Below are 24,819 nucleotides of genomic sequence, written 5' to 3'. Positions count from 1 at the left end.
GGCCGGCCGTACCGTCCGGGCGGGTCGGCCAGAGCGACCGGCCCGCACGAGCCCCCTCGCCCCGCCTCAGGCGATCACCACGCGCCCGGCAGACTCAGCCCGTCCCCGTCCGCCGCAACTCCGCCCGCCGCACGCCCCCTTCACGCGGCCCCGGGCGGCGGTTGCCGACCTCCGCCGGCGCCGGTGACGGGGCGTGCAGGGTGAAGCCGAGCCGCTCCAGGAAACGCTCACCCGCACGCCAGCCCGCCGGAACCGTGGCCGTCACCAGAGGCGGATCCCCGGCCCGGGCCAGCAGCGACTCGGCCAGCGCACGCCCCAGACCCCGGCCCCGCGCCCACGGCGCCAGCAGGAACACCCCCACCGACACCGCTCCGGGCCGCGGATGATCCCGGACGGCGTCCACCAGACCCGCGACCACGCCGTCCCGCTCCAGCACCAGCAGCACCTTGTCCTCCGGGCCCGCCCCCTCCGGCAGCGAGTAGAACAGGCTCTGCACGTCACCCGGCCCCGACGGCAGCCCCGTCGCCGCCACGAACCAGTCCTCGCACTCCTCGAACAGGGTCAGCAGCGGCACCTCGTCCGCGGGACCCGGCTCACGCACCACCACCCGCTCACCGGGCACGTCGATCATCCACGCGTCAACCATCCGAACGACGGTAGCGCACCCCTCCAACGCGTTTTCCCCGTACGGCAGTACCCCCTTTCGGGTTCCGATCGTTGGGCTTTCCGGACGCGTGGCCCTCCTCCCGTACAAGCTGGAAGCCACCGGACACGAGCCTCCGCACCCGTTGCCCTGCCCCCCGCGCCCCGGAGGAGAGCCATGAGCACGCCGCCCCTCGCCTCAGGACCGGACGGCCCCGCGGCCCTCCGGCCCCTGCTCGACACCGTCCTCGACGCGCTCACCAGCGGCGCACGGGCCCGCAGCGGCCCCCTGCCCGCCGGAGGTCCCCAGGCCGTCACCGCCCGGATCACCGACGCCCTCGGCGACGTCCTGCCCGAACACGGCGACCCCGACGCCCTGCGCACCCTCGTCCACGCCCTGGCCGAAGGCGCCGCCGACCCCGCCGACCCCCTCTGCGCCGGCCACCTGCACAGCCCGCCGCTCGCCGTCGCCACCGCCGCCGACCTCGCCGTCAGCGCCCTCAACCCGTCCCTGGACTCCTGGGACCAGGCCCCCGGCGCCTCCGCCCTCGAAGCCGAGGTCACCCGCGCCCTCGCCCGGCACATCGGCCTCGCCGACGCCCTCGCCACCACCGGCGGCAGCGAGTCCAACCACCTCGCCCTCCTGCTCGCCCGCGAAACCCACGGCGGCGTCCGACTGGTCTGCGGCGCCAACGCCCACCACTCCCTGCCCCGCGCCGCCTGGCTGCTGGGCCTGCCCGACCCGGTCGTCGTCCCCGCCCCCCGCGGCACCCTCGACCCCGCCGCCCTCGACGCCGCCCTCACCGCCCTCTCCGGCCCCCTCCTCGTCGCCGCCACCGCCGGCACCACCGACGCCGGCCTCATCGACCCGCTGCCCGAGATCGCCGGCCTGTGCACCGCCCACGGCGCCCGGCTGCACATCGACGCCGCCTACGGCGCCGGCCTCGCCTTCAGCGACCGCCACCGGGAGAAACTCGCCGGCCTCCAGGCCGCCCACACCGTCACCCTCGACCTGCACAAACTCGGCTGGCAACCCGCCGCCGCGGGCCTCCTCGCCGTCGCCCGCCCCCGCGACCTCGCCGCACTCCACCACCGCGCCGACTACCTCAACGCCGAGGACGACACCGAAGCCGGACTCCCCGACCTGCTCGGCCGCTCCCTGCGCACCACCCGCCGCCCCGACCTCCTCAAGACCGCCGTCACCCTGAGGACCCTCGGCCGCACCGGCCTCGGCGCCCTCGTCGACCAGGTCTGCGCCCGCGCCCGCGAGTTCGCCGAACTCGTCCGCGAACACCCCGGCTTCGACCTCTACGACCGGCCCACCATCAGCACGGTCTGCTTCCGCCCCGCCGGCGCCTCCGACGACACCGTCGCCGCCCTGCGCCGCAGGCTCCTTCACGAAGGCCGGGCCGTCCTCGGCCGCGCCCGCCTCGACGGCCGCCTCTGGCTCAAGGCCACGCTCCTCCACCCCCACACCCGGCCGGACGAACTGGCCCAGCTCCTCAAGCTCGCAGAAGGAACGACCCCCAGATGACCCACCCCCCACGCCACACCCCCGACACCCCCCGCGACCTCGTCGGCATCGGCATCGGCCCCTGCAACCTCTCCCTCGCCGCCCTCGCCCACCCCCTCGCCGAACTCGACGCCGTCTTCTACGAACAGCGCCCCCGCTTCGAGTGGCACCCCGGGCTCCTCCTCGACGGCGCCACCGTCCAGGTCCCCTTCCTCGCCGACCTCGTCACCCTCACCGACCCCACCAGCCCGTGGAGCTTCCTCGCCTACCTCAAGGCCCACGACCGGCTCTACCCCTTCTACTTCGCCGAGCGCTTCCACATCCAGCGCACCGAGTACGACGCCTACTGCCGCTGGGTCTCCCGGAACCTCCCCGGGCTGCACTTCGCCCACCAGGTCGACGCCGTCCGCTGGAACCCCGAACGCGACGTCTTCGAAGTCGACTTCACCCAGCTCGACGCCGACGGCGAAGCCGAAGCCCTCGGCCGCACCCACACCCGCAACATCGTCCTCGGCGTCGGCACCACCCCCTACGTGCCCGACCCCCTCACCCCCCTAGTCGAAGCGCCCGGCGTCCCCGTCCTGCACGCCGCCGACTACCTCGACCACCGGGACACCGTCCTCGCCGCCGGACACGTCACCGTCGTCGGCTCCGGACAGTCCGGCGCCGAGATCTTCCTCGACCTGCTCCGCCACCGCCCCGCCGGCCGCGAACGGCTCCACTGGATCGGCCGCACCGAGGCGTTCGCCCCCATGGAGTACTCCAAACTCGGCCTGGAGCACTTCACCCCCGACTACACCCGCTACTTCCACGCCCTCGCCGAACCCGTCCGCGACCGGCTCGTCACCGCCCAGTGGCAGCTCCACAAGGCCATCGACGCCGGGACCCTCGCCGCCATCCACGACGAGCTGTACCGCCGCACCCTGCACGGCGGCTGGCCCGACACCGTCCTCACCCCCGGCGTCCGCGTCCGCACCGCCGGCCGCGTCGCGACCACCCAGGTCGAACTCCACCTGGAACACGAGCAGCAGGGCAGCCGCTCCCGCCTCACCACCGACGCCGTCGTCCTCGCCACCGGCTACCGCGCACGCCCCCTCGACCGCATCCTCGCCGGACTCGACCCCTACCTGCGCCGCGACAGCAGCGAACGCCCCCGCATCACCGAGGACCACCGGCTCGTCCTCGACCCCTGCGTCACCGGCTCCGTGTACGTCCAGAACGCCGAACTCCACACCCACGGCGTCGGCACCCCCGACCTCGGCCTCACCGCCTGGCGCAGCGCCGGCATCCTCAACTCCCTCACCGGCAAGGAGCAGTACCCCCAGCCCGCCCGGACCGCCTTCACCACCTTCGGACTCCAGGACCCGGCACACCGCGTACCGCACACCCGGAAGGCCCACCGGCTCACACCGCTCACCGACGGCAGACAGTAGGAACGGGAAAGGGACGGCGCCGGCGGTCCTCCCGCCGGCGCCGTCCCCTTCGCGTCCCCGACCGCTAGAACATCGGCGTACCGTTCCGCGTCAGCTTCCAGTCCACCGACGCGAAGTCCTTCGGGTCCAGCACGCCCTTCGCCGTCACCCACTCCGCGATCCGGGTGCGGATCTCGGTCGACTCCGACCACAGCTCCTTGGCCGAGGCCACGTACGGGAAGGCACCGCCACCGTTGGCCCGGTAGTTGTTCACCGCGAACACGAACTGCTGCGCGTCGTCCAGCGGAGCACCACCGAACGTCAGGTTCCCGATGCGCGACCCGGCCGGCTGGGCGACGTCGATGTCGTACGACAGCCCCGACACGTAGTCGTAGTTGTAGTCCGGACGACCGTTCGCGTTCGTCAGCTTCTCCACGTCGACGACCGCGCCGGCGGCCGTCTGCACGTAGTACTCCGCCGAGTACTCCAGGTACGCCCGCACCTGCGCGCCCGTCATCAGCTTGGCGACCAGCGTGTTGTCGTACACGTACAAACTCGACAGGTCCCGGATCGTCACGTCGCCCGCCGGGATCTCGGAGGTCCGGGAGAACGGCGAGGCCTGCGCGATCACCGGCAGCGCGGCGTACTCGGTGCCCGCCAGCGCCGCCCTGACCACGTCCTCCTGCACCTTGGTGATCAGGTCGATGATCGGGGCGTCCTTGTACCGGGCGTCGACCGTCGTCAGCGTCTCGGTCGCCCGGCCCACCACCTGGTTGACGTACGCGACCACCTTCGCGTGCTCGTCGTCCAGCAGCTTGGTGATCTTCGGGTCGTCGGCGACCGTGTTCGAGTTGCGCAGCGACGCGGAGACCGACTCGACCTGCCACCGGCCCCGGCTGAACACCAGCTCGATGTCGAACAGCGTCAGCCGCTCGGCGTAGCACAGCGGCTCCGAGAGGACCACCGTCTTACCCGTCTGCTCGTTGACGACCTTCAGCTCCGGGATCTCCAGGTGCGCGTGCCCGACGAGGATCGCGTCGATCCCCGGCACCTGCCGGGCCACATTGGCGGCCGCGTCCTCCACGTACGGCAGCTGGTCACCGTAGGACGACTTGCCGGAGGTGCCCGAGTGCGCCGACACCACCACGACGTCGGCACCCATGGCCCGCAGCTTCGGCACCCACTTCGCGGCCTGCTCCTCCAGACCCGGGAAGGCCAGCTTGCCCTGGACGTACGCCTTGTCCCAGATGGCGATGCCGGGGTTGGTCAGACCCAGCACGGCCACCTTGACCGGCGGGGCGCCCGGCACGTGGAACCGCTTGACGAAGTAGGGCGGGAAGGCGGGCTTGAGGGTCTTGGCGTCGACCGCGTTGGCCCCGAGCAGCGGGAAGTCCAGCTGCTCCTCGAACCGGCGCAGCGTCTCGATGCCGTAGTTGAACTCGTGGTTGCCGAGCGCCGCCGCGTCGTACCCGATCGCGTTCATCGCCTGGGCCATCGGGTGCACCGGGCCGCCCTTGGCGGTGATCGGGTCGACCTTCGCGTAGTAGTACGTCAGCGGGGTGCCCTGGATCGTGTCGCCGGCGTCCAGCAGCAGCGTGTTGCAGCGGCCCTTCTCGGCGCGCACCTGCTCGACCAGCGTCGAGATGCGGGCCAGGCCCTGCGCGTTGCCCGCCTTGTCGGCGTACTCCGCGTTCTTGAAGTAGTCCCAGTTGAAGACGTGGCCGTGCAGGTCGGTGGTGCCCATGACGGTCAGCGAGTACCGCTTCCCGTGCTTTCCGGCACCCATGCCCTCGGTGCTCTCCGGGGCCTGCGCCGCCTCGGCCGCCGGAGCCGCCCCACCGGCGATCGCCACTCCCGCTCCGGTCGCGGCGGTCTTCTCAAGGAACTTCCGGCGGTTCAACGGCATCTTTCGGTCTCCTCCGGGGAAGGTCAACAACGCGCGTAGATTCTGACCCGTCCATGACCAGCCGCACCAGACCCGGAAGGTTGCGATCAGGTGACCGGTTCGGGCGAGGGGGCGCACCGGACTCCGCTCACTCGCTCATAGGAGCGAGCCCTCGCACACTTCAACCCTTGTCAACAAGCCTTCACCGAAAGGTTGTTGAGGAGACACGCGGCCCGGATTCCCTACCAGCCGGTAAGGCCTAGGCTCGAACCATGCGCCGAGCAAAGATCGTCTGTACCCTGGGCCCCGCCACCGACTCGTACGACCAGATCAAGGCACTGGTCGAGGCCGGAATGGACATCGCGCGGTTCAACCTCAGCCACGGCACCCACGCCGAACACGAGGAGCGCTACCAGCACGTACGCAAGGCCGCCGACGAAACCGGACGCAGCGTCGGCATCCTCGCCGACCTTCAGGGCCCGAAGATCCGCCTCGGCCGCTTCACCGAGGGCCCCGTACTCCTTGAACGCGGCGACACCTTCACCATCACCGTGGAGGAAGGCACCGAAGGCGACCGCCACCAGTGCGGCACCACCTACGCCGGCCTCGCCGGCGACGTCACCCCCGGCGAACGCGTCCTCGTCGACGACGGCAAGGTCTGCCTAGAAGTCACCGCCGTCGACGGCCCCCGCGTCCGCACCCGCGTCGTCGAGGGCGGCATGGTCTCCGACCACAAAGGCCTCAACCTGCCCGGCGTCGCCGTCTCCGTCCCCGCCCTCTCCGAGAAGGACGAGGACGACCTGCGCTGGGCCCTGCACACCGGCTTCGACCTCGTCGCCCTCTCCTTCGTCCGCAGCGGCAAGGACGCCAAGGACGTCCACCGCATCATGGACGAACAGGGCCGCCGCCTCCCCGTCATCGCCAAGGTCGAGAAGCCCCAGGCCGTCCACAACATCGACGACATCGTCGCCGCCTTCGACGGCATCATGGTCGCCCGCGGAGACCTCGGCGTCGAAATGCCCCTCGAACAGGTCCCCATCGTCCAGAAGCGCGCCATCAAACTCGCCCGGCGCAACGCCAAACCGGTCATCGTCGCCACCCAGATGCTCGACTCCATGATCGACAACTCCCGACCCACCCGCGCCGAGGCCAGCGACGTGGCGAACGCGGTCATCGACGGCACCGACGCGGTGATGCTCTCCGGCGAGACCAGCGTCGGCAAGTACCCCATCGAGACGGTCCGCACCATGGCGAAGATCGTCGAAGCGGCGGAGGAGGACATCCTCGCCAAGGGGCTGCCGCCCCTCACCGAACGCAGCAAGCCCCGCACCCAGGGCGGCGCGGTCGCCCGCGCGGCGGCGGAGATCGGCGACTTCCTCGGCGCCAAGTTCCTGGTCGCCTTCACCCAGTCGGGCGACACCGCCCGCCGCCTCTCCCGCTACCGCTCCCCGATCCCCCTCCTGGCCTTCACCCCCGAGCCGGCCACGCGCTCGCAGCTCAGCGTCTCGTGGGGCGTGGAGACCTTCCTCGGACCGCACGTCGACTCCACCGACGCGATGGTCGACCAGGTCGACGAACTCCTGCTGAAGTACGGCCGCTGCGCCAAGGGCGACGTGGTCGTCATCACGGCAGGCTCCCCACCCGGCGTCTCCGGCTCGACCAACCTGGTCCGCGTCCACCACATCGGGGAGGACGACAGTCCGGAGTAGGGGTGGTCAACGGTCAGTGCTTGGGACCTACGTGGGCGTCCATGAGGGCTACGGAGACTTTGCGGGCGACGGAGACGTTCCGGCCATTTGCCTTCCACTGGACGTGGACGCGGTCGAGGGCGTCCGTGAAGAGCCGGATGATGTCGCCCGACAGGTTGGTGAAGAAGTACCGGGGGTATTCGTAGCGCTTGCGTTCACCCTTGACGAGGCGAGTCGTCCAGTTGGTGATACGGCAGCCGTCGGAGTGGATGAGCCCCCGGATGAACTCCCAGGGGTGCGCGTCGACGATTTCCTGCTGCCACGGTTCCAGCACGATGCGGCGCTCGTGCTTCTTGCCGGGGCCGTGCTGGGGGAACAGGCGGGGCCAGTGCCGCCAATAGCTGGTCACCATCGCGCAGCCCTGTTTCTGCAACGTGTAGACGCCCACGTCGGGACGTACCTTTGTGATGGCCTCGCGGCACTGCTGGATGAGTCCGGGCCACGCATCGGCGCACGCGATTCGTAGGTGGTAGCCGCCGCGCGAGTGGGGGCTGAGGCAGCCGTCGCCCAGGTAGAGGCCGAGCAGGTAGGCGTACGCACGGTCATCGGCGGGAGGCCCGGGGGCCGGAGCGGCTATGCGGGGGAGCGGCTCGAGGCGGTCCTGCCACGAACGGATCGCGGCGCGTGAGATGCCGGTTTCACGGCTCACCGAGTTGAGGCTGCGGCCGTGAGCAAGCAGCGCGAGAGATCGCTTGCGTGTGCTGACGTCGTACATGCGGCCACTGTGTGAGAACGGTGGTGGCGACACGCGGCGAAAAGCGGATGTTCACGAGAATGTGGACATCCGCTTTCGGAGGCTGACCTTGAGATTGAAGGAAAGGTGCCCCAGGTGGGATTCGAACCCACACTGTCCGCTGTTTGAGAGCGGCCTCTCTAACCGGTTGGAGTACTGGGGCCTTCGAAAGGTAGGAAAGCTCCGACCCCTCGCGCACTTACCTTACCGCAGCTAGGTAGGCTCTTGTCAGCAGTACCGCCTGCCCCTACCAAGGAGCCCCCGTGACCGCCCCCGAGTCGCCCCAGCCCGTAGACGCGCCCGACGACGACAAGTCGCACGTGCCTCCGCTGACGACCCGTGTCGTCATCGCCGAGGACGAGGCCCTCATCCGGCTCGACCTGAAAGAGATGCTGGAGGAGGAGGGGTACACCGTCGTCGGTGAGGCCGGGGACGGTGAGCAGGCCGTCGAGCTGGCCCGCGAGCACCGGCCCGACCTCGTCATCCTCGATGTGAAGATGCCCAAGCTGGACGGCATCTCCGCGGCCGAGAAGATCGCCGAGGAGTCCATCGCCCCGGTCCTGATGCTGACCGCCTTCTCGCAGCGCGACCTGGTGGAGCGGGCCCGGGACGCCGGTGCCATGGCCTACCTGGTGAAGCCGTTCAGCAAGAGCGACGTCGTGCCGGCGATCGAGATGGCCGTCTCGCGGTTCACCGAGCTGAGGCAGCTGGAGCAGGAGGTCGCCGATCTCACCCAGCGGCTGGAGACGCGCAAGCTGGTGGACCGGGCGAAGTCGATCCTGCAGACGGAGTACGGACTGACCGAGCCCGCCGCGTTCCGCTGGATCCAGAAGACGTCGATGGACCGCCGCATGTCGATGCAGCAGGTCGCGGAGGCGGTCATCGCGGACAGCGAGGAGAAGAAGGCCGCGAAGAAGGACTGAGCCCGGCTCATGGACGTGACGAGGCCCGCGCCCCGGAGAAGGGGGCGCGGGCCTCGCCGTGTGCGCGGTGCTCAGTCCTCGCCGAGGTAGGCCTTGCGCACCGACTCGTCGTGGAGCAGGTCCTGTCCGCTGCCGGAGAGGACGATGCTGCCGACTTCCATCACGTGTCCCTGGTCGGCGAGCGAGAGCGCCGCCTGCGCGTTCTGCTCGACCAGGAGGATGGTGGTGCCCGTGGACTTCAGCTCGGCGATGGTGGCCATGATCTTCTGCATCATGATCGGGGAGAGACCCATGGAGGGTTCGTCGAGCATGAGCAGCTTGGGCTGGGACATCAGGGCCCGGCCCATGGCCAGCATCTGCTGTTCGCCGCCGGAGAGGGTGCCGGCGGCCTGCTTGCGCCGTTCGCCCAGGATGGGGAACAGGTCGTAGGCGCGCTGGATGTCCTTCTCGATGCCTTCCTTGTCCTTGCGGAGGAAGGCGCCGAGCTGGAGGTTCTCGGCGATGGTGAGGCGCGGGAAGATGTGCCGGCCCTCGGGGGAGTGGGCGAGCCCGAGGGAGACGATCTTGTGCGCGGGTACGCCGGTGAGCGGCTTGCCGTCGAAGACGATGCGGCCGGACGTGGGCTTGAGCAGGCCCGAGAGCGTGCGCAGGGTGGTGGTCTTGCCGGCGCCGTTGGTACCGATGAGGGTGACGACCTGGCCGGCTTCGACGCTGAACGAGATGCCCTTGACGGCTTCGATCTTGCCGTAGGCGACCCTGAGGTCCTCGACCTCCAGCAGTGCGGTCACGGGGTGTCTCCCTTGGTGGTGCCGGCGGCGCTGTCCGCCACCGTGTCTTCGGCGTGGGCCGCTGTGGCCTCCGCCGCCTCGACCTCGGCGGCCTCCGCCTCGCCCGGGTCGCCCTCGAAGGGCTCGCCGAGGTAGGCGGCGACGACGCGCTCGTCGGCCTGGACGACGTCGGAGGTGCCTTCGACGAGCTTCTCGCCCTGGACGAGGACGGCGACGCGGTCGCAGAGGTTGAAGATGAAGCGCATGTCGTGCTCGATGACGAGGACGGCGATGCCCTTGTCGCGGATGGCGAAGACCAGTTCCTCGGTGGTGCGGGTCTCCTGGGGGTTCATGCCGGCCGTCGGCTCGTCGAGCAGCAGCAGACCCGGCTCGCTCGCCAGTGCCCGGGCGATCTCCAGCTTGCGCTGCTCGCCGTAGGGCAGGTTGCGCGCGAGGTGGTCGCGCTTGGCGTCGAGGCCGACGAACTCCAGGAGTTCCATGGCCTTGGCCTCGGACTCCTTCTCGGCCTTGCGGAAGCCGGGTCCGCGCAGGAGCGCGGACCACAGGCCTTCCTTGGTCCGGGTGTGGCGGCCCACGAGGACGTTCTCGAGGACCGTCATGTTGGCGAACAGCCGGATGTTCTGGAAGGTGCGGGCGATGCCCGCCTGGGTCACCAGGTGCGGCTTCGGGGGCAGCACCTTGCCCTGGTAGGCGACGGTGCCCTCGGTGGGGATGTACAGACCGGTGAGGCAGTTGAAGAAGGTGGTCTTGCCGGCGCCGTTGGGGCCGATGAGACCGACGATCTCGCCGCTGTTGACGGTGAAGTCGACGGAGCGGACGGCGGTGAGGCCGCCGAAGCGCATGGTGACGTCACGGGCTTCGAGTACAGGTGTCGTCATGGTGCGTCACGCCCCTGCCTTGGTGGCGGCCGGTTCGTCGGTCAGCGTCTTCTGCGCGGGTACGTCGAGCTGGCCGGTCTCGTGGAACTCCAGCTGGCGGCGGCGGTTGGCGATGATGCCCTCGGGCCGGAAGCGCATCAGCAGGATGAGTGCGATGCCGAAGGCCAGCAGTTCGTAGTTCTGGAGGAACTGGAGCTTCTCGGGGACCAGGTAGAGGACGCTGGCGCCGAGGAGGGGGCCGCTGACGGTGCCCATGCCGCCGAGGACGACGGCGGCGAGGAGGAAGGCGGAGTTGGGCGGGGCGGCGCCTGCGAACTGGTAGGGCTGGGGGTTGACGCTGTAGTTGACGTGGGCCATCACGGTGCCGGCGAGGCCGGCCAGGGAGGCGCCGAGGGCGAAGGCGACCAGCTTGACGCGGAAGCCGTTGATGCCCATGGCGGTGGCGGCGGTCTCGTCCTCGCGGATGGCGATCCAGGAGCGGCCGATGCGGGAGTCGGCGGCGCGGGTGAAGACGAGGACGACGATGGCCGTCACGATGAGCATCAGGAAGAGGTAGTTGGCGAACCGGCCGAGGGTGAACCCGGCGATTTCGTGTGGCTGGCCCAGGTTGAACCCGAAGATGTTCAGGTCGGGGATCTGGGTGATGCCGTTGGGGCCGCGGGTGATGTTCGGTCCGGAGTCGCCGTCGAGGTTGTTGACGGTGATGCGGAAGATCTCTCCGAAGCCGAGGGTGACGATGGCGAGGTAGTCGCCGCGCAGGCGCAGGGTGGGTGCGCCGATGAGGACGCCGAAGACGAGCGAGGCGGCCATGCCGGTGAGGGCCGCGGCCCAGAAGGGGAACTGGACGCCGGAGAAGCGGGAGTACTCGGAGCCGGAGACCAGTGCGGCGGCGTAGGCGCCGACGCCGAGGAAGGCGACGTAGCCGAGGTCGAGCAGGCCGGTGAGGCCGACGACGATGTTCAGGCCGAGGGCGACGGTGGCGAAGATGAGGATGTTGACGCCGACGTTGGCGTTGTGGTCGTCGCTCTGGGTGAAGGGGAAGATGACGGCGGCGAGGAAGGCGAGGGACGCCGCGAAGCCCTTGTGGTGGGCGGAGATGGTGGCGTACCGGTCGACGAGGCCGGTGTGCATCAGGGCCCAGGTGGCGAAGACGACGAGGAGCAGGAAGCCGATGAAGGTCTCGCTGGCGTCGTTGTCGATGCCGATGCCGTACGTGAAGGTGATCAGGGCGAGGGCCGTGCCGGCGGTGATGAAGCCGCGTTCGGCGAGCGGGGAGAGCTTGCCGGGGCGGGGCTGGGCGGGCTTGGTGAGGTAACCCGTCAGGCCGGTGCCGGGTGCGGGGTGCGGCAGGGCGAGGGCCCCGACGACGGGGAGTGCGGAGGCCACCATGGCGACGTAGGCGCCGGGGTCGAGGTTGACCAGGCCGCCGAGGTCGACGGCGATGGCGATGCCGGCGAACCAGCAGACGGTGAAGGCCGCCATGGCCGTCAGGAAGACGGGCGAGGTGGCGTTGCCCGGGTTCAGCCAGCGCAGGCCCGGCACGTCCCACAGGCGGAGGGCGAACAGCAGGGTGAGGGCGCCGGCCACGAGGGCGAGGACCTGCAGGCCCGCCGGGTAGCCGTAGACGGTCAGGTCGCCGGGGAAGTCGGGGGTCCAGGTCCAGCTCATGAACGTGCTGGCGATGGTGCCGACGGCGCCGGCGGCGATGAGGAGGCGGGCGCCGGCGGCGGGCAGCGGGACGGGTCCGCGGCCGGCCGCGGGCGGTGTGGTGGTCGTGTCGGTCATGCTGCTCACGCCCTGTCCGCGACGCGTTCGCCGAGCAGGCCTTGTGGCCTGAAGAGGAGTACGAGGATGAGGAGGACGAAGGCCCACACGGCGGCCCAGCCGCCTCCGCCGAGCTGCTGCATGCCGGGGATGTTGGAGATGTAGGCGGTGGCCATGGCTTCGGCGACGCCGAGGACGAGTCCGCCGAGCATGGCGCCGTAGATGTTGCCGATGCCGCCGAGGACGGCCGCGGTGAAGGCCTTGAGGCCGGCGATGAAGCCCATGTCGTAGGAGACGGAGCCGTACTTGAGGCCGTAGGAGACGCCGGCGACGGCGGCGAAGAAGCCGCCGATGGCGAAGGCGATCACGATGATGCGGTTGGTGTCGATGCCCATCAGCTGCGCGGTGTCCGGGTCCTGCGCGGTGGCCTGCATGGCGCGGCCGGTGCGGGAGAGGCGGACGAAGAAGGCGAGGACGGCCATGCACAGGGGGGCGGCGATGATGAGGAAGATGTCGCCGCTCTGCACGGTCACGGAGCCGATGTGGAGCGGGCCGAAGGGCAACTGGGGGAAGACGCGGGCGGACTTGGCGTCGCCGTCGACGTGGTACCAGTTGAAGACGGCCTGCTGCAGCGCGAGGGACAGGCCGATCGCGGTGATCAGCGGGGCGAGGCGTGGTGCGCCGCGCAGGGGCCGGTAGGCGAAGCGCTCGGCGCCGACGGCGATGAGCACGGCGACCAGGGCGCCGCCGATGAGCATCGCCGGCAGGGCTATCCACATGGATATGCCGTCCGGCAGGACGAGGTAGACCGTGAGGGCGCCGAACCCTCCGGTCATGAAGATCTCGCCGTGGGCGAAGTTGATGAGCTGGACGATGCCGTACACCATCGTGTAGCCGATGGCGATCAGCCCGTACATCGAGCCGAGGAACAGCCCGTTGGCCAGCTGCTGCGGCAGGGTGTTCACCGCATGGCCTCCATGTGGTGGGGAGAGTCAAGGGGGGCGTAGAGGGCGGGCCGCGCGGTGACGGTGGTCTGCGCCGCGCGGCCCTGGTGGTGCCTGGTGTCCGGCTGGGTTACTTCGGGTTGGCGACGCCGCTCTTGACGGACTTCCACTCGCCGTTGGTGACCTGGTAGACGGTCAGCTGCTTGTTGGTGGTGTCACCGAACTCGTCGAACGAGATCTTGCCGGAGATGCCGTCGAAGGACGACTTCTGGACGCCGTCGACGACCTGCTGGCGGGCGTCGGAGGGAAGCTTGCCGTCCTTCACGACCGCGCCGACGGCCTTGATGATGGCGGTGGTGGCGTCGTAGGCGTAGGAGCCGTAGGTGCCGTAGTCGCCGGGGTACTTCTTGGCCTTGTAGGTGTTCACGAAGTCCTTGGCGGCCGGCAGGGTGTCGACCGGGACGCCGATGGAGGTGACGAGGTCGCCCTCGGCGGCCTTGCCGGCGGTCTTGATGTAGGTCGGGGTGAACATGCCGTCGCCGCCGAACAGCGGGATCTTGGCGCCGGCGTCCTTGAGCTGCTTGGTGAGGACCTGGGACTCGTCGTACTGGCCGCCGTAGTAGAGGATGTCGGCGCCCGAGTTCTTGATCTTGGTGACGAGCGTGGAGAAGTCGCGGTCGCCGGTGTTGACGTGGTCGGTGCCGATGACCTTGCCGCCCTGCTTGGCGAACTGCTCCTTGAAGATCTTGGAGAGGCCCGCGCCGTAGGTCTGCTTGTCGTCGACGACGAAGGCCTTCTTCTTCTTGAGGCCGTTGTAGGCGTAGTCGGCGGCGAAGGCGCCCTGGAGGGCGTCGGTGGTCGCGGTGCGGAAGTAGGACTTGAACGGGCGGACCTTCTTGGTCTGCCAGTTCTTGCCCTGCGTCAGCTCGGGGGCGGTGTTGGAGGGGGAGATCTCCACCAGGTTCGCCGAGGCCAGGGTCTGCTGCATCTGCGTGGCCACGCCGGAGTTGAGCGGGCCGACGACACCGAGGACGTCCTTCTCGGCGACGAACTGGGAGGCGTTCTGCTGGCCGGTGGCGGGGATCGCCTTGTCGTCCAGCGCCTTGATCTTGAAGGTGACGCCCGGGACGGTCTTGTTCTTGTTGGCGTCGTCGACGGCGATCTGCGCGCCGTACTGGATGCCGAGGCCCGTGGCGGAGTTCTGGCCGGTCAGGGGGGCGTCGACGCCGATGGTGACCGTGACGTTGCCGCTGTCGCCACTCTTGTTGTCCTTGTCGCGGGAGCCGCAGGCGGTGAGAGTCAGAGCTCCGGTGGTCAGTACGGAGGTCAGAATCACCAGAGAACGCTGTCGCACAATCGATCCTTTCCGCTGGCACGTTCCGCCCCCCGTCGGGGGACGGCGAGCGCCGCGCCGGTACCGAACTCCCGATGGAGCGGTGACTGGCCGTGACTCTAAGCCCGGTACGGGACCTGGGCATCGCCGTGCGCTGGCTTGTGACTTTCTTGTTATGACGACACGGACGGCTGACTTCCGGCCAGGAGGATCTTGGCTGTTTTGGCGGAATTTCCGCTGGGTCCACATTTTGAGAATGTGCACTTCCGGTTGGCCGTGACCGGGGCCCGTGTGCCACCGGGCTGCGGGGTCCTCAAGGGCACCCGGATTGCCCGTCGGTGCGGACTCGGACGGCCCTGAAGCGGACCTCTCGCATTGCGCGTGTGTTACGCAGCGTTACGCCGGGAAAGAGGGTGGTCCGCATTCCGGAATTCCGTGTAATAGGCACCGGTATCACGGTGGCAGAGGAGGGGAACGGTTGCCGGAGGAGAGAATTCCGCTTGGGGTGTGCGGCACCGCGGCGGCGGGAAGTGGCGGACGCCGCAGGGGCGTTGGCGGCGGTGCGGGGCGTGGGGTGCGCGGGGAGAGGGGTGTTGTCTGCGCCCGTGTCGGGCGGGGCGGCAGAAGGCCCGTCAACTGCTGGCGCGGTCAATCTCGTTGAGAGGTGCTGCCGCGGCTCGGCCCCGGCCGTCCGAGGTGGTCCGTGCGGTGGCCGGGGGCGTGCGGGGAGCGGCGGATGCGGTGCGCTCAGCCGGCCGTACCGGCCGGGGCTCCGTCGTTCGGCGTGACGTCCCGGAGCAGGCAGGTCAGCCGGGCGCTGCACACCCGGCGGCCCTGCTCGTCGCTGATCACGATCTCGTACGTCGCCGTCGAGCGGCCCCGGTGCACGGGCGTGGCCACCCCGGTCACCAGGCCCGAGCGGGCCCCGCGGTGATGGGTGCAGTTGAGGTCCACGCCGACCGCGATCTTGGAGCTGCCGCCGTGCAGCATCGAGCCGACCGAGCCCAGGGTCTCCGCGAGCACCGCGGACGCGCCTCCGTGGAGCAGCCCGTACGGCTGTGTGTTGCCCTCCACCGGCATCGTGCCGACGACCCGCTCCGCCGAGGCCTCCGTGATCTGTACACCCATCCGCGTGCCGAGGTGACCGGCGGAGAACAGCGCCTGGAGGTCGACGCCGAGCGCGGCGTACTCGTCGATGACCTCCTGCGGGAACTTCACGTGCTGCTGCTCACCCATGGGCCCGGCTCCGTTCGTGGTACCTGCGTCTCTCGCTGAGCAAACGCTCAGTCGGTCGCCGATTGTTCCAGACGGGTGTCCGGCCGGTTCCGGGCCGGGGGCTCCGGGGCGGGCTGCGGTGCCTCCTCCAGCCGGACCACGACGGACTTGCTGGCCGGGGTGTTGCTGGTGTCGGCGGTGGCGTCCAGCGGCACGAGCACGTTGGTCTCCGGGTAGTACGCCGCCGCGCAGCCCCTCGCCGTCGGGTAGAGCACGACGCGGAAGCCGGGCGCCCGCCGCTCCACGCCGTCGCGCCACTCGCTCACCAGGTCGACGTACGCCCCGTCGGCGACTCCCAGGGCGCGCGCGTCCTCGGGGTTCACCAGGACCACCCGGCGGCCGTTGGTGATGCCCCGGTAGCGGTCGTCCAGGCCGTAGATCGTGGTGTTGTACTGGTCGTGGGAGCGTAGCGTCTGCAGCAGCAGCCGGCCCGCGGGCAGCTCCGGGTACTCCACGGGCGCGGCCGTGAAGTTCGCCTTGCCGGTGGCGGTCGGGAAGCGGCGCTCGTCGCGCGGCGCGTGCGGCAGGGCGAAGCCGCCGGGACGGGACACGCGCGCGTTGAAGTCCTCGAAGCCGGGGATCACGCGCGCGATGCGGTCGCGGACCGCCGCGTAGTCCTTCTCGAACTCCTCCCACGGGACGACGGAGTTCGCGCCGAGCACGCGGCGGGCGAGGGCGCAGACGATGGCCGGTTCGGACTTCAGGTGCGCGCTCGCGGGCGCGAGCCGGCCGCGGGAGGCGTGCACCATGCCCATGGAGTCCTCGACGGTGACGAACTGCTCGCCGCCCGCCTGCACGTCGCGCTCGGTGCGGCCGAGGGTGGGCAGGATCAGGGCGCGCGCGCCCGTGACCACGTGCGAGCGGTTGAGCTTGGTCGACACGTGCACGGTCAGCCGCGCCCGCCGCATGGCCGCCTCGGTGACCTCCGTGTCGGGGGAGGCGGAGACGAAGTTGCCGCCCATGGCGAAGAACACCTTCGCCTCGCCGTCGCGCAGGGCGCGGATGGCCCGTACGACGTCGAAGCCGTGCTCGCGCGGGGGCGCGAACCCGAACTCCCTCTCCAGCGCGTCCAGGAAGGCCGGGGCCGGCCGCTCGAAGATGCCCATCGTGCGGTCGCCCTGCACGTTGGAGTGGCCGCGCACCGGGCACACGCCCGCGCCGGGGCGGCCGATGTTGCCGCGCAGGAGCAGGAAGTTGACGACCTCGCGGATGGTGGGGACGGCGTGCTTGTGCTGGGTGAGGCCCATGGCCCAGCAGACGATGGTCCGCCGGGAGGCGAGCACCATGGCGAGAGCCTGCTCGATCTCCGCGCGGCTCAGGCCGGTGGCCGCCAGCGTCTCGTCCCAGTCGGCGGCGCGGGCGGCCTCGGCGAACTCCTCGTAACCGTGTGTGTGTTCCCGGACGAAGGTCTCGTCGACCGCGCCCTCGGTCTCCAGTACGAGCTTGTTGAGGAGCCGGAAGAGGGCCTGGTCGCCGCCGATGCGGATCTGCAGGAACAGGTCGGTGAGCGCGGCGCCCTTCAGCATGCCCTGCGGGGTCTGCGGGTTCTTGAAGCGCTCCAGGCCGGCCTCGGGCAGCGGGTTGACGCTGATGATCTTCGCGCCGTTCGCCCTGGCCTTCTCCAGCGCGGACAGCATGCGCGGATGGTTGGTGCCCGGGTTCTGCCCGGCGACGATGATCAGGTCCGCCTTGTACAGGTCCTCCAGCAGGACACTGCCCTTGCCGATGCCGATCGTCTCGGCCAGCGCCGAGCCGGACGACTCGTGGCACATGTTGGAGCAGTCGGGGAGGTTGTTGGTGCCCAGTTCGCGCGCGAAGAGCTGGTACAGGAACGCGGCCTCGTTGCTGGTGCGGCCGGAGGTGTAGAAGACGGCCTCGTCGGGGGAGCCGAGGGCGGCGATCTCCTCGGCGATCACGGAGAAGGCCCGCTCCCAGCTGACCGGCTGGTAGTGGTCCTCCCCTTCGGGGAGGTACATGGGGTGCGTGAGCCGGCCCTGCTGCCCCAGCCAGTAGCCGCTGCGGCGGGCGAGGTCGGTGACGGAGTGCGCGGCGAAGAACTCCGGGGTCACCCGGCGCAGGGTGGCCTCCTCGGCGACCGCCTTGGCGCCGTTCTCGCAGAACTCCGCCTTGTGCCGGTGGTCCGGCTCCGGCCAGGCGCAGCCCGGGCAGTCGAAGCCGTCCTTCTGGTTCACCCGCAGCAGGGTCAGCGCGGTGCGCTTCACGCCCATCTGCTGCTGGGCCATGCGCAGCGTGTGCCCGACGGCGGGCAGCCCCGCCGCCGCGTGCTTCGGCTCCCCGACCCGCGGCGCGTCCTGCACCGGATCCCCCATGGGCGGCTTAGACACCATCGCACGGCTCCCCTTCGACCTGTGAAAGTACGGCTCCGATCCTCCCACGGGCCACCGACAGGGGGCCGGGGTGGGAACGGACGGGTGGCGGCGACGGGCCGGGCGGGCGTCGCTCGGTGGGTTCCGGTGTTGCGGGTCCCGGAGCCGGCCGGTGCGCTCCGTCCGCCGCGAGCCGATCGGCCCGAGGAGGTCGGCCGGGGCCGCCGATCAGGCCGTACCCGCGCCCACCCCACTGCGCCCCCGCAGCACCAGGGTGCGGACGCATCCCCGGCGGAGCCGTCCCGCGGAGCCCTCCCGGAGCCGCCCCGCGCTGCGGTGTCAGTCGGGCGTGGCAGGATCGGGGGCGTGGCAGAGACAGCATCGAAGAAGACCGACAAGAACCCCGGCGGCACCCGTCCCAGGCTGATGCTCATGGACGGGCACTCGCTGGCCTACCGCGCGTTCTTCGCGCTGCCCGCGGAGAACTTCACCACCGCGACGGGCCAGCCGACGAACGCGATCTACGGTTTCGCGTCGATGCTGGCCAACACCCTGCGCGACGAGGCGCCCACGCACTTCGCGGCCGCGTTCGACGTCTCCCGCAAGACCTGGCGCTCGGAGCGGTTCACCGAGTACAAGGCGAACCGCTCCAAGAGCCCGGACGAGTTCAAGGGCCAGGTCGAGCTGATCGGCGAGCTGCTCGACGCGATGCACGCGCACCGCTTCGCCGTCGACGGGTACGAGGCGGACGACATCATCGCCACCCTCGCCACCCAGGCCGAGGCCGAGGGCTTCGAGGTGCTGATCGTCACCGGCGACCGCGACTCCTTCCAGCTGGTCAGCGAGCACACCACCGTGCTGTACCCCACGAAGGGCGTCTCCGAGCTGACCCGCTTCACCCCGGAGAAGGTCTTCGAGAAGTACGGGTTGACGCCCGCCCAGTACCCGGACTTCGCGGCCCTGCGCGGCGACCCCTCCGACAACCTCCCCGGCATCCCCGGCGTCGGCGAGAAGACCGCCGCGAAGTGGATCAACCAGTTCGGCTCCTTCGCGGAGCTGGTCGAGCGCGTCGACGAGGTCAAGGGCAAGGCCGGGCAGAACCTCCGCGACCACCTGGAGTCGGTCAAGCTCAACCGCGTCCTCACCGAGCTGGAGCGGGACGTCGAGCTGCCCAGCACGGTCGCCGACCTGCAGCGCGCCCCGTACGACCGCAAGGCCGTCGCGATGGTCCTGGACACCCTGGAGATCCGCAACCCCTCCCTGCGCGAGCGTCTCTTCGCCGTGGACCCCGGCGCCGAGGAGGCCGAGGTCACCCCGGTCACGGCGGACGGCGTGGAGCTGGACGGCGCGGTCCTGGGCACCGGGGAGCTGGCTCCCTGGCTCGCCGAGCACGGCACCGGCACGCTGGGCGTCGCCACCGTCGACACCTGGGGGCTCGGCACCGGCTCGGTCGCGGAGGTCGCGCTGGCCGCGGCGGGGGGAGCGGCCGCCTGGTTCGACCCCTCCGAGCTGGACGAGTCCGACGAGAACGCCTTCGCGGGCTGGCTGGCCGACGCCGGCCGGCCCAAGGTGCTCCACAACGCCAAGGGCGCGATGCGCGTCTTCGCCGAGCACGGCTGGTCCGTCGAGGGCGTCGCCATGGACACCGCGCTCGCCGCGTACCTGGTCAAGCCCGGCCGCCGCTCCTTCGACCTGGACGCGCTGTCCCTGGAGTACCTGCACCGCGAGCTGGCCCCGGCCGCCGCGGCCGACGGCCAGCTGGCCTTCGGCGCGGACGACGGTGCCGAGGCCGAGGCCCTGATGATCAAGGCCCGCGCCGTCCTGGACCTCGGCGAGGCCTTCGAGGCCCGGTTGCAGGAGGTCGGCGCGGCGGACCTGCTCCGGGACATGGAGCTGCCCACCTCCGCCCTGCTCGCCCGGATGGAACGCCACGGCATCGCGGCCGACCACGCCCACCTCGAGGCGATGGAGCAGATGTTCGCGGGTGCCGTGCAGCAGGCGGTGAAGGAGGCGCACGCGGCGGCCGGCCACGAGTTCAACCTGGGTTCGCCCAAGCAGCTCCAGGAGGTCCTCTTCGGCGAGCTGGCGCTGCCCAGGACGAAGAAGACGAAGACCGGCTACACCACCGACGCCGACGCCCTCGCCTGGCTCGCCACCCAGACCGACAACGAGCTGCCGGTGATCATGCTGCGCCACCGCGAGCAGGCGAAACTGCGCGTCACGGTCGAGGGCCTGATCAAGACCATCGCCGGTGACGGCCGTATCCACACCAGCTTCAACCAGACGGTCGCCGCGACCGGCCGCCTGTCCTCCACGGACCCGAACCTGCAGAACATCCCGGTCCGCACCGACGAGGGCCGGGCCATCCGCCGCGGCTTCGTGGTCGGCGAGGGCTTCGAGTCCCTGATGACCGCCGACTACAGCCAGATCGAACTGCGCGTGATGGCCCACCTCTCCGAGGACGCGGGCCTGATCGAGGCGTTCACCTCGGGCGAGGACCTGCACACCACGGTCGCCTCGCAGGTCTTCTCCGTCGAGCGGGACGCGGTGGACGCGGAGATGCGCCGCAAGATCAAGGCGATGTCCTACGGCCTCGCCTACGGCCTGTCCGCCTTCGGCCTCTCCCAGCAGCTGAACATCGAGGCGGCCGAGGCGCGCGTGCTGATGGACACCTACTTCGAGCGTTTCGGCGGGGTGCGGGACTATCTGCGCCGAGCGGTCGACGAGGCGCGGGCCACGGGCTACACGGCCACCCTGTTCGGGCGCCGCCGCTACCTTCCGGACCTCAACAGCGACAACCGCCAGCGCCGCGAGGCGGCCGAGCGCATGGCGCTGAACGCGCCCATCCAGGGCACGGCGGCCGATATCGTCAAGATCGCCATGCTCCACGTCGACCGGGCCCTGCGCGAGGCCGGCCTCAGGTCCCGCATGCTCCTCCAGGTCCACGACGAAATCGTCCTGGAGATCGCCCCGGGCGAACGCGCGGCCGTGGAGGAGATCGTCCGCCGCGAGATGGCGGGCGCGGTCCGCCTGAGGGCGCCGCTGGACGTGTCCGTGGGTGTGGGCCCCGACTGGGAGTCCGCGGCCCACTAGCCCCCGGCGACCCGCTGAAGGGGGGCGCTGGCCCCGGTTGTCCCCACGGGCGTGGACAGCCGGGGACAGCGCCCGCTCCACCGCACAGCGGCCCCCGGCGGTGCCGAACCCACCGCGCTCCCGTGACCGCACCCCTCCCGGCAGGGCCCTTCACTCACGTGGCCCCCGCCAAAACGCCCCCCGGGCGTCCCAGCCGCAACACTGCGGGCATGGGTATACGCATGCTCCACCGCCGGACGCCCGAGGCACGAGGCGGCACCCCGGCCCGGGCGGACACCGCCTCGGCCCAGGTCACGCCCGTCTCGCCGGTCCCGGCCCTCGCGGCCGACGCAAGCACCGCCCGCATCCCCGCCGACCTGGCGGCGACCCTGCGCAGAGCCCGGACGGCGCTGCGCGGAACCGCTGCCGGGCTCCTGGCCGGATTCCGCCCCGCCGGACCGGACGGCACCCCCGCCTGGCGCCTGGGAACCGATCTCGTCCGCGGCTATCTCGCGCTGCTCCTCACGCTGGTCCCGAGACCACGCCCCCGGCCCCGGCTGACCGTCTTCGTCGCTCCCCTCACCGGCCGGCCGGCCGGCCCCGGCCGGAGCCCACGGCCTCCGCAGAGTCCCGGGGACCGCCCGCTGCCGGGGCCGGACGCCACACCCTGACCCCGACGGCGTACAGCAGCAGGCCCAGGACCAGCCCCGCGCCCGCCCCGAAGCACAGCGTGGGCACCAGGTCCCGCACGCCGGCCGTGGTCCCGCAGCACTCCCACCACCGGCCGGCCCGCTGCACCGCTCCGGCCCCGGCGCAGCCGCCGATCACCGCGCCGGCCCACCACCGGTCCCGTACCGACAGCACCGGCACCCCCACGCGCTCCCCGCCGGGCACCCGCCGCAGCGCACGGAGCACGAAAACGGCGATCACGAGGGCGCCCGCCGCCGAACTGCCGTACTGCAGCCACAGGTACAGCGGCATGCCCGCAAGGATCCGGCCGAGCGCCGGGATCAGCCGTGACCCCCACCGGTCGTGGTGCGTGAACGCGTCCCAGACCACATGCGTCAGCGCCCCGAGCACCGCCGAGACGTAACCCCACAGCACGGAGACGGCCCGCACGCGCGCGTGCGGCGCGCCGCAGCGCAGCAGGGCGGCCGGACGGCCCTGCCGGGACAGGGGCAGCAGCGCGACCAGCGGCTCACGGACGAGCAGCCACGCACCCACCAGCGCCCAGGAGATGAGGACGTCCACGCCGGCCACACCGGCGAAGGAGTGCGTGACCTCCCCGAACTCCATGCCGCCCGGCAGCACGTTCGCCGCGTAGTAGGGCATGTCGGGCGCGAACGAACCCATGACGAGCACCGAGGGCACCAGTCGGCCCCGGCCGCCGCCGTCCCGTCGTACCGCGGGCAGCACGGCCGCCGCGTGGCTGAGCGTGAACGGCAACGAGGCCCCCCGGAACGGTCGTCGGCGATGGCGGCGGAACGATGATCACGCCCTTCCCAGTATGCGTGAGCCCCGCCCCGGGCCGCGGGTGCCGACCGCAGGTGACCGGACGGTGAAATCCGGGCGTCAACGGGTGCCCAGGCCACGCGACTTGTCGTAGGGTCACCTGGGTCGCCGTGCCCGGCGCACGGTCGAACACGCATCGCACAAATCGAAAGGCGGAACAGGGGCAACCAGAACACCGGGTCAACCGTCACACCAGGGCGAGGCACACAGACGGAGACGGACGCACACGGGTCCACGGGAGGGTTCACTCTATGGCGGCGCATTTCGGCAGGCGGTTGCGCAAGGGAGCGGCGACCACCGCGGTGGCCGCGGCAGCGGTCGCGGCACTGTCCGCGTCCCAGGCTCCGGGAGCGACCGGCGACGACCACGGCAGACAGGCCGCGGCCGGGGCCGCCACCCCCGCACCCGACACGACCGCCGCTGCCGGCGGCGGCGGGGACGCCACCGCCAACTCGCCGTACTACACGGACCTTCCGCCGCTGCACAGCCCCAACCCGTCCCCGGCACCCGGCAGCACGCCCTCGGTCTCCGGCGGTGACACCGAAGGGGGCATCCCCGCCACCGTCCTCGACGCCTACAAGAGGGCCGAGGCCGAGCTGCGTTCCTCCAAGCCGGGCTGCAACCTGCCCTGGCAACTGCTGGCCGCCATCGGCAAGGTCGAGTCGGGCCAGGCCCGCGGCGGCCGGGTCGACGCGAACGGCACGACGCTGGGCCGCATCCTCGGCCCCCAGCTCGACGGCAACGGCTTCGCGCTCATCAAGGACACCGACCACGGCGCGTACGACGGCAACAGCTCCTACGACCAGGCCGTCGGACCGATGCAGTTCATCCCGTCCACCTGGGCCTGGGCCGGCCGCGACGGCAACGGCGACGGCAAGAAGGACCCCAACAACGTCTACGACGCCGCCCTGGCCGCCGGGCACTACCTGTGCCGCGCCGGCTGGAACCTGTCCGACGAGGCCGACCTGCACCGGGCGATCCTCAGCTACAACAACTCGCAGGACTACCTGAACCTGGTCCTGAGCTGGATGGAGTACTACCGCAAGGGCACCCACTCCATCCCGGACGGCACCGGCTCCGTGCCCAGCCACCGCAGCGACGGCAGCGGCCCCCGGCATCCCGCCGGGCAGCGGAAGCCCTCCCACCCGCGGACGGCCGAGCCGGCCCCGAAGCCCCACAAGCCCCACCAGCCCGGCGGCGGCCAGGAGAGCCCCGAACCGAAGCCGCCCGCGCCGCCGGTCCCGCCGAAGCCGCCCACGCCCTCCGAGACCGTGGACCACCTCGCGGACGCCGGCACCGGGAAGCTCACCGCCACGGCCGGCGAAGCGTTCGGCCGGCGGATCAGCACCCGTGCCGAGACGAAGGCCGGCATGGCCGTCGGCAAGGTCAGGGTCCGGTTCACCATCACCGGAGACACCGACGCCACCTTCGCCGGCGGCGAGACCGTGGCCACGATCGCCACCGACGCCAAGGGAGTGGCGGTCGCCCCGGCGCTCCAGGCCGGCGAGAAGACCGGCGACTTCAAGATCACCACGGCCGTCGTCGGCCACCAGGCCAAGGGCGTCGACTACACGGCCACCGTCACCGAGCGCCCCGCCGACACCCTCGCCCGCACCGGCGACACCCCGCTGAGCTGCACCCCGGGCGGCGAGTTCGCCGACCAGGTCCAGGTGGAGGCCACCTACAAGGGCGCCGCCGCCGGCAAGGTGGCGGTCACCGCCACGCTGATCAAGTCCGCCGACGACGCCACCGAGAACGACAAGGGCCCCTACTTCAAGGACGCCGACGGCAAGCCCGTCCGTACCCTGACCGGCCTCCTGACCGACGCCAAGGGCCGGCTCACGCTGCCGAAGCTCTACGCGGACGACACCACCGGCACCTTCCTGCTGCGCCTCACCACCCCCGGCGGCGGGACCCTCACCGTGAACCTGACGGTCGCCGCGGCCGACGCCCCGGCCGACCCCTCGCCGAGCCCGTCCGCGACCTCCTGACACCACGGCCCGCCCAGGCGGGCAGGGCGCCCCTCCCGCTCCGGCGGGAGGGGCGCCCTGCGTTCGTGCGCGACCTGCG

Annotated in this window: 18 protein-coding genes and 1 tRNA gene; 7 read left to right on the top strand and 12 right to left on the bottom strand. The window is 71.1% G+C overall.

Features of this window, described 5'->3' with window-relative positions; all coding sequences use genetic code 11:
* Positions 1-94: 94 nt before the first annotated feature.
* Positions 95-646: a GNAT family N-acetyltransferase gene (locus AQJ66_RS10605; protein ID WP_244162794.1), complete on the bottom strand. Its 552-nt coding sequence runs from the start codon at positions 644-646 to the stop codon at positions 95-97.
* A 174-nt stretch (positions 647-820) separates the two neighbouring features.
* On the opposite strand from AQJ66_RS10605, the gene AQJ66_RS10600 reads away from it, so the two are divergent.
* Complete coding sequence (locus AQJ66_RS10600; protein WP_061919556.1) at positions 821-2,176, top strand: pyridoxal phosphate-dependent decarboxylase family protein; 1,356 nt, start codon at positions 821-823, stop codon at positions 2,174-2,176.
* Complete coding sequence (locus AQJ66_RS10595; protein ID WP_061919554.1) at positions 2,173-3,588, top strand: lysine N(6)-hydroxylase/L-ornithine N(5)-oxygenase family protein; 1,416 nt, start codon at positions 2,173-2,175, stop codon at positions 3,586-3,588. The genes AQJ66_RS10600 and AQJ66_RS10595 overlap by 4 nt, the downstream gene beginning before the upstream one ends.
* Positions 3,589-3,652: 64 nt before the next feature.
* On the opposite strand, the gene AQJ66_RS10590 is transcribed toward AQJ66_RS10595, so the two are convergent.
* Positions 3,653-5,473, bottom strand: a complete 1,821-nt coding sequence (locus tag AQJ66_RS10590) for a bifunctional metallophosphatase/5'-nucleotidase (protein ID WP_061919552.1) — start codon at positions 5,471-5,473, stop codon at positions 3,653-3,655.
* Between the two features lie 251 nt (positions 5,474-5,724).
* Between AQJ66_RS10590 and pyk the strand changes: the two genes are divergently transcribed.
* On the top strand, positions 5,725-7,161 hold the full coding sequence (gene pyk, locus AQJ66_RS10585) for a pyruvate kinase (RefSeq protein WP_061919550.1): 1,437 nt from the start codon (positions 5,725-5,727) through the stop codon (positions 7,159-7,161).
* A 13-nt stretch (positions 7,162-7,174) separates the two neighbouring features.
* Here pyk and AQJ66_RS10580 read toward each other — a convergent pair whose 3' ends face one another.
* Together AQJ66_RS10580 and AQJ66_RS10575 are read right to left on the bottom strand one after the other, a co-directional pair.
* Positions 7,175-7,915, bottom strand: coding sequence for a helix-turn-helix domain-containing protein (locus tag AQJ66_RS10580; RefSeq protein WP_061919548.1), 741 nt, complete (start codon positions 7,913-7,915; stop codon positions 7,175-7,177).
* Positions 7,916-8,021: 106 nt separating this feature from the next.
* A tRNA-Leu gene (locus tag AQJ66_RS10575) sits at positions 8,022-8,096 on the bottom strand.
* A gap of 100 nt (positions 8,097-8,196) precedes the next feature.
* Here AQJ66_RS10575 and AQJ66_RS10570 point away from each other — a divergent pair.
* Positions 8,197-8,856, top strand: a complete 660-nt coding sequence (locus AQJ66_RS10570; RefSeq protein WP_061919547.1) for an ANTAR domain-containing response regulator — start codon at positions 8,197-8,199, stop codon at positions 8,854-8,856.
* A gap of 71 nt (positions 8,857-8,927) precedes the next feature.
* Here AQJ66_RS10570 and AQJ66_RS10565 read toward each other — a convergent pair whose 3' ends face one another.
* The 7 genes from AQJ66_RS10565 to AQJ66_RS10535 all read right to left on the bottom strand — a co-directional run bounded on the left by AQJ66_RS10565 (position 8,928) and on the right by AQJ66_RS10535 (position 18,186).
* Positions 8,928-9,644 (bottom strand): ABC transporter ATP-binding protein, encoded by a 717-nt coding sequence (locus AQJ66_RS10565; protein WP_061919545.1) that lies wholly within the window; start codon positions 9,642-9,644, stop codon positions 8,928-8,930.
* On the bottom strand, positions 9,641-10,522 hold the full coding sequence (locus tag AQJ66_RS10560) for an ABC transporter ATP-binding protein (protein WP_061919543.1): 882 nt from the start codon (positions 10,520-10,522) through the stop codon (positions 9,641-9,643). Before AQJ66_RS10560 ends, AQJ66_RS10565 begins: the two co-directional genes overlap by 4 nt.
* 6 nt (positions 10,523-10,528) lie before the next feature.
* Positions 10,529-12,307: a branched-chain amino acid ABC transporter permease gene (locus AQJ66_RS10555; protein WP_061920178.1), complete on the bottom strand. Its 1,779-nt coding sequence runs from the start codon at positions 12,305-12,307 to the stop codon at positions 10,529-10,531.
* Between the two features lie 5 nt (positions 12,308-12,312).
* Positions 12,313-13,251: a branched-chain amino acid ABC transporter permease gene (locus AQJ66_RS10550; protein WP_061919541.1), complete on the bottom strand. Its 939-nt coding sequence runs from the start codon at positions 13,249-13,251 to the stop codon at positions 12,313-12,315.
* A 109-nt stretch (positions 13,252-13,360) separates the two neighbouring features.
* Positions 13,361-14,569, bottom strand: coding sequence for a branched-chain amino acid ABC transporter substrate-binding protein (locus AQJ66_RS10545; protein ID WP_061920176.1), 1,209 nt, complete (start codon positions 14,567-14,569; stop codon positions 13,361-13,363).
* Positions 14,570-15,310: 741 nt separating this feature from the next.
* A complete protein-coding gene (locus AQJ66_RS10540) occupies positions 15,311-15,799 on the bottom strand; it encodes a PaaI family thioesterase (RefSeq protein WP_061919539.1) in 489 nt (162 codons plus the stop codon).
* A 47-nt stretch (positions 15,800-15,846) separates the two neighbouring features.
* Entirely contained in the window at positions 15,847-18,186 is a 2,340-nt protein-coding gene (locus AQJ66_RS10535) for an FdhF/YdeP family oxidoreductase (RefSeq protein WP_061919537.1), read from the bottom strand.
* Positions 18,187-18,531: 345 nt separating this feature from the next.
* Between AQJ66_RS10535 and polA the strand changes: the two genes are divergently transcribed.
* Positions 18,532-21,258 (top strand): DNA polymerase I, encoded by a 2,727-nt coding sequence (polA, locus tag AQJ66_RS10530; RefSeq protein ID WP_061919535.1) that lies wholly within the window; start codon positions 18,532-18,534, stop codon positions 21,256-21,258.
* Between the two features lie 209 nt (positions 21,259-21,467).
* Positions 21,468-21,908 carry a hypothetical protein gene (locus tag AQJ66_RS39670; RefSeq protein WP_208611335.1) on the top strand — a complete coding sequence of 147 codons (441 nt, stop codon included), beginning with the start codon at positions 21,468-21,470 and terminating at the stop codon, positions 21,906-21,908.
* Here the strand turns inward: AQJ66_RS39670 and AQJ66_RS10520 are convergent.
* Positions 21,817-22,683, bottom strand: coding sequence for a DUF4184 family protein (locus tag AQJ66_RS10520; protein WP_061919533.1), 867 nt, complete (start codon positions 22,681-22,683; stop codon positions 21,817-21,819). The genes AQJ66_RS39670 and AQJ66_RS10520 overlap by 92 nt on opposite strands.
* A 317-nt stretch (positions 22,684-23,000) precedes the next feature.
* On the opposite strand from AQJ66_RS10520, the gene AQJ66_RS10515 reads away from it, so the two are divergent.
* Complete coding sequence (locus AQJ66_RS10515; RefSeq protein WP_061919531.1) at positions 23,001-24,740, top strand: lytic transglycosylase domain-containing protein; 1,740 nt, start codon at positions 23,001-23,003, stop codon at positions 24,738-24,740.
* The last annotated feature ends 79 nt before the right edge of the window (positions 24,741-24,819 follow it).

Source organism: Streptomyces bungoensis (assembly GCF_001514215.1).
Classification (GTDB): Bacteria; Actinomycetota; Actinomycetes; order Streptomycetales; family Streptomycetaceae; genus Streptomyces; species Streptomyces bungoensis.
Note: the sequence above shows the minus strand (reverse complement) of the source record. Positions and strands in the feature narration are given on the sequence as shown.